A 5,662-nucleotide genomic window follows, 5' to 3' on the forward strand; every position below is an offset into this window, starting at 1 on the left:
TCAACATTTAACCACCGAAATCGAGGACTTCGGTAATCATCTGCTGGGAGGCTCCCGGCGACCGCGCCGCCTTTCGGCGTCACGTACTCGACCGGATCGACACTCACATTACCCCGCGCCAGAGATGCCTCTGTCACTGAGCTTTCGTGGGGTGTCTTCCGCAGGGCCGGCCGCCTCTCGGCGTCCCGCTCCCCTGCGGGCAAGAAGAACTCTACGCGCCTACGACAGCAAGGTCAAATCCCGCCACCGGCACGTACGTATCCGCAGGTCAAGGTTCGCTGTTTGCGTTCTACCCCACTGGTTCGGAGCGGAAACCTCAGACACCGGAACAACTTCAAGATCTCTGGCCCCAGGAGCCCACAGCGGGCGTCTTGGGGACGATCCACCCCTGTCGGCCGACCTTTCGGGCCAGTACCGGCGTGGGGCGTACCGCCTCGGCCGCCTCGCGGATGCCGAGCCGGAGTTGCTCCGGCACCCGGCCCACGAGGGCGACCACCTCTACAACGGACCACGGCCGCCGGGAATTCCCGGCCAGGGGTCGGCGACGGCGAAGGCCGGCTCACCGGACCCTCGGGGTCCGGTGAGCCGGCCTCAGGACGGCGCGTGAACGGCGCCGGAGCCGCAGAGAGCGGTCAGGCGCTCGGCAGGACCGCCAGTTGGGTCTCCAGACGGGTCACGTCGGTACGGGCCTGCTCCAGACGGCTCCGGGTCTTGGCGACGACCTTCTCCGGAGCCTTGGACATGAACTGCTCGTTGCCGAGCTTGCCCTCGGCCTGGGCGATCTCCTTGCGGGCGGCGGCGAGGTCCTTCTCGAGCCGGGCCCGCTCGGCCGCGACGTCGATGGCGCCGGCGGTGTCCAAGCGCACGGTCACGCCGTCCACGGGCAGGGACGCGGTCGGGCTGAAGCCGTCCTCCGGAGGCGTCAGGCGCAGCAGCGTGCGGGCCGCCTCCTCGTACGCCGGGTCGATGCCCTCCAGCGACGCGGCGACCCGCTGGCCCGGCTTGAGCCCCTGGTCGGCGCGGAACCGGCGGACCTCGGTGACGAGCCGCTGGAACCCGGCGATCTCCGCCTCGGCGCCCGGGTCGGCGAAGGTGCCCGGCCGCGGCCAGGACGCCGCGACGATGGTCTCGCCCCCCGTCAGCGCCGTCCAGAGCTCCTCGGTGACGAAGGGCGTCAGCGGGTGCAGCAGTCGCAGCAGGACGTCGAGCACGTGCCCCAGGACCGCGGAGGCGTCGGCGCTCATCCCGGGGATCTTGGACAGCTCGACGTACCAGTCGCAGAACTCGTCCCACGCGAAGTGGTAGAGCGTCTCGCACGCCTTGGCGAACTCGAACCGCTCGAAGTGCGCCTCCACGTCCGCCACCACCGACGAGAGCCGGGAGACGATCCAGCGGTCCGCCACGGTCAGGTTCTCGGGCAGCCCCTCGCCGACCACGCCGACGCCGCCCGCCGGGCTCGTCGCGCCGTTCAGCAGCGCGAACCGGGTGGCGTTCCAGAGCTTGTTGCAGAAGTTGCGGGAGCCCTGGGCCCACTCCTCGCTGACCGCGACGTCGCTGCCGGGGTTGGCGCCGCGCAGCAGCGTGAAGCGGGTGGCGTCCGCGCCGTACCGGTCGATCCAGTCCAGCGGGTCGACGACGTTGCCGAACGACTTGGACATCTTCTTGCCGAACTGGTCGCGCACCATCCCGTGCAGCGCGATGACCTTGAAGGGCTCGACGCCGTCCATGGCGTACAGCCCGAACATCATCATCCGGGCCACCCAGAAGAACAGGATGTCGTACCCGGTGACCAGCACGGACGTCGGGTAGAACGCCCGCAGCTCGGGGGTGTCGTCGGGCCAGCCCAGGGTGGAGAAGGGCCACAGCGCCGAGGAGAACCACGTGTCGAGCACGTCGGTGTCCTGCGTCCAGCCCTCCGGTGCCTCCTCGCCGGGGCCGACGCACGCCATCTCGCCGTCGGGGCCGTACCAGACCGGGATGCGGTGCCCCCACCACAACTGGCGGCTGATGCACCAGTCGTGCATGTTGTCGACCCACTCGAAGTAGCGGGGCGCCATCTCCTCCGGGGCGATCCGCACGCGGCCGTCGCGGACGGTGTCGCCGGCGGCCTTGGCGAGCGGGGCCACCTTGACGAACCACTGCAGCGACACCCGCGGCTCGACGATCGTCTTGCAGCGCGAGCAGTGGCCGACCGCGTGGACGTACGGGCGCTTCTCGGCGGCGATGCGGCCCTGCTCGCGGAGTGCCGCGACGACGGCCGGGCGCGCCTCGAGCCGGTCCAGTCCCTGGAACGGACCGTGCGCCGTGATCACGCCGCGCTCGTCCATGACCGAGATAGAGGGCAGGTCGTGCCGGCGTCCGATCTCGAAGTCGTTCGGGTCGTGCGCGGGCGTGACCTTCACGGCGCCCGTGCCGAACTCCGGGTCGACGTGCGCGTCGGCGACGATCGGGATGCGGCGGCCGGTCAGCGGCAGCTCGATCTCGGTACCGACCAGGTGGGCGTAGCGCTCGTCGTCGGGGTGCACGGCCACGGCCGTGTCGCCGAGCATCGTCTCCGCCCGGGTGGTGGCGACCACGATCGACGCGTCGCCCTCGCCGTACCGGATCGAGACCAGCTCGCCCTCGTCGTCGGAGTGCTCGACCTCGATGTCGGACAGCGCGGTGAGGCAGCGCGGGCACCAGTTGATGATGCGCTCGGCGCGGTAGATCAGCCCGTCGTCGTACAGCCGCTTGAAGATCGTCAGAACGGCCCGGGACAGTCCCTCGTCCATCGTGAACCGCTCGCGGGTCCAGTCGACGCTGTCGCCGAGGCGGCGCATCTGGCCGAGGATCTTGCCGCCGGACTCGGCCTTCCACTTCCAGACCTTCTTGACGAAGGCCTCGCGGCCGAGGTCGTGGCGGGACAGGCCCTCCTGGGCGAGTTGCCGCTCGACGACGTTCTGGGTGGCGATGCCGGCGTGGTCCATGCCCGGCAGCCACAGCGTCGCGACACCACGCATCCGCTGCCAGCGGATGAGCGCGTCCTGGATCGAATGGTCCAGCGCGTGGCCGACGTGCAGCGAACCCGTTACGTTCGGCGGCGGGATGACGATCGAGAAGTGGGGCTTGCCGGGTACGGCGTCCGGGGTGAAGTGGCCGCCGTCGATCCAGCGTTCGTAGAGCCGCCCCTCGACGTCGGCCGGGGTGTATTGAGTCGGCAGGTCAGCGCGCGAAGTCACGCGAAAAGTTTAGGGATGTTCCGGCGGCTCCGTGGCCGCGGCCCGCAGATCCGGATTTTCCCTCGGTAACGATCGTCCCGCCGGCCGCGCTCGCGCCCGGTCTCCCGGGCGGCGGCCGACGGCCTCGGGGCGCGCGGCAACGTACGGTCGGGTCGCCCGGGGCGGGCGTCGCCGGGCGAGCCGCCGTGGCTTCGCCCCCACGGCGGAAACGCCTGATCGCGGCCATGCCGAGAACGGACGGCCGCCGGCGCCGGTGTGGATCGAGGAGTCCCGCGCCCGTCACCGGATCGGGCGGCACCTCGGGGCGAAGCCGTACGACCTCAAGACCGGGCCGTACGGTGCGAGCCGGAGGCCGGCCGCCTCTCCGGAGACGGAGAGGCGGTCAGGCCGACTTCTCGCGCGGCTCGCGCTTGGTCCGCTCGCGCGGCACCAGGGTGGGGTTGACGTGCTCCAGGACGGCCTCCCGGGTGATGACGACCCGGGCGACGTCGGCGCGGCTCGGCACCTCGTACATCACGGAGAGCAGGACCTCCTCCATGATGGCGCGCAGGCCACGGGCGCCCGTGCCGCGCAGGATCGCCTGGTCGGCGATGGCCTCGAGGGCGTCGTCGGTGAACTCCAGGTCGACGCCGTCCAACTCGAACAGCCGGTGGTACTGCTTGACCAGGGCGTTGCGCGGCTCGGTGAGGATGCTGATCAGCGCCTCGCGGTCGAGGTTGTGCACGCTCGTGATCACGGGCAGCCGGCCGACGAACTCCGGGATCATGCCGAACTTCAGGAGGTCCTCGGGCATGACGTCGGCGAACAGGTCGGCGGTGTCGTCACCGTCGTCCTTGGTGCGCAGGACCGCGTTGAAGCCGATGCCCTGCTTGCCGACGCGCTGCTCGACGATCTTCTCCAGGCCGGCGAACGCGCCGCCGCAGATGAACAGCACGTTGGTCGTGTCGATCTGGATGAACTCCTGGTGCGGGTGCTTGCGGCCGCCCTGCGGCGGGACGCTCGCGGTCGTCCCCTCCAGGATCTTCAGCAGCGCCTGCTGGACGCCCTCCCCCGAGACGTCCCGCGTGATCGAGGGGTTCTCGCTCTTGCGAGCGACCTTGTCCACCTCGTCGATGTAGATGATGCCGGTCTCGGCCTTCTTGACGTCGTAGTCGGCGGCCTGGATCAGCTTCAGCAGGATGTTCTCGACGTCCTCACCGACGTAGCCGGCCTCGGTGAGGGCGGTGGCGTCGGCGATGGCGAACGGAACGTTGAGCAGTTTGGCGAGCGTCTGCGCGAGGAGCGTCTTACCGGAACCGGTCGGGCCCAGCAGCAGGATGTTCGACTTGGCGAGCTCGACGCCCTCGTCCCTGCCGCCGCTGCCCGACTGGATCCGCTTGTAGTGGTTGTACACCGCCACGGACAGGGCCTTCTTCGCCTTGTCCTGCCCGATCACGTACGAGTCCAGGAACTCGAAGATCTCCCGTGGCTTCGGCAGGTTGTCCCACTTGAGATCGGAGGACTCGGAGAGCTCCTCCTCGATGATCTCGTTACAAAGATCGATGCACTCGTCGCAGATGTACACGCCCGGACCCGCGATGAGCTTCTTGACCTGCTTCTGGCTCTTTCCGCAGAACGAACACTTGAGCAGGTCACCACCGTCGCCGATGCGTGCCACCCTGTCTCCTTTACGTGGGCCGCTCACCCGCTATGAGCGGGGCGAGGGAGCGTGCTGAGGCTCTCGACGTTGTGTCTCGACGTTACCGTCTCCTGGACCGTGAGTGAGCCCTCTGGCGTGGTCAATCTGGCGGACACCGGGGCGTCACCCACAGGCCGCTTATGACGACACTACCTCGGAAGCGCGCTTCTTGCGGCTGGCGATGATGTCATCGACCAGACCGTAAGCCTTGGCCTCCTCGGCGGTGAGGAAACGGTCGCGCTCGATGTCCCGGCGGACCTTCTCCACGTCCTGGCCGCTGTGCTTGGCCAGGATCTGCTCCATCTCCTCGCGGATCCGGAGGATCTCGTTCGCCTGGATCTCGATGTCGCTGGCCTGCCCGTAGCCGCCCTCGGTGGCGGGCTGGTGGATCAGGATCCGCGAGTGCGGCAGCGCGGCCCGCTTGCCGGGCGTTCCGGCCCCCAGCAGCACCGCTGCGGCGGACGCGGCCTGCCCGATGCAGACCGTCTGGATGTCGCACCGGACGAACTGCATGGTGTCGTAGATCGCCGTCATGGCGGTGTACGAGCCACCGGGCGAGTTGATGTAGATGCTGATGTCGCGCTCGGGGTCGATGGACTCCAGCGTGAACAACTGCGCCATCACGTCGTTGGCCGAGGCGTCGTCGATCTGCACGCCCAGGAAGATGATCCGCTCCTCGAAGAGCTTGTTGTACGGATTCATCTCCTTGACGCCGTACGTCGTGCGCTCGACGAAGGACGGGATGATGTATCGGCTTTCCACCGGC

The 5,662-nt window shown here is 69.0% G+C and carries 4 protein-coding genes; all 4 read right to left on the minus strand.

The window, feature by feature from the left end; translation table 11 throughout:
• Positions 1–334: 334 nt before the first annotated feature.
• Positions 335–496, minus strand: coding sequence for a hypothetical protein (locus AB0L00_RS45680; protein ID WP_364444548.1), 162 nt, complete (start codon positions 494–496; stop codon positions 335–337).
• A 136-nt stretch (positions 497–632) separates the two neighbouring features.
• Complete coding sequence (locus tag AB0L00_RS45685; protein ID WP_364444550.1) at positions 633–3,218, minus strand: valine--tRNA ligase; 2,586 nt, start codon at positions 3,216–3,218, stop codon at positions 633–635.
• Positions 3,219–3,600: 382 nt separating this feature from the next.
• Positions 3,601–4,875 carry an ATP-dependent Clp protease ATP-binding subunit ClpX gene (clpX, locus tag AB0L00_RS45690; RefSeq protein WP_345362961.1) on the minus strand — a complete coding sequence of 425 codons (1,275 nt, stop codon included), beginning with the start codon at positions 4,873–4,875 and terminating at the stop codon, positions 3,601–3,603.
• A gap of 159 nt (positions 4,876–5,034) precedes the next feature.
• Positions 5,035–5,658, minus strand: coding sequence for an ATP-dependent Clp protease proteolytic subunit (locus tag AB0L00_RS45695; RefSeq protein ID WP_364444552.1), 624 nt, complete (start codon positions 5,656–5,658; stop codon positions 5,035–5,037).
• Between the last annotated feature and the right edge of the window lie 4 nt (positions 5,659–5,662).

It is taken from the genome of Actinoallomurus sp. NPDC052308 (assembly GCF_040679195.1).
GTDB classification, from domain to species: Bacteria; Actinomycetota; Actinomycetes; order Streptosporangiales; family Streptosporangiaceae; genus Actinoallomurus; species Actinoallomurus liliacearum.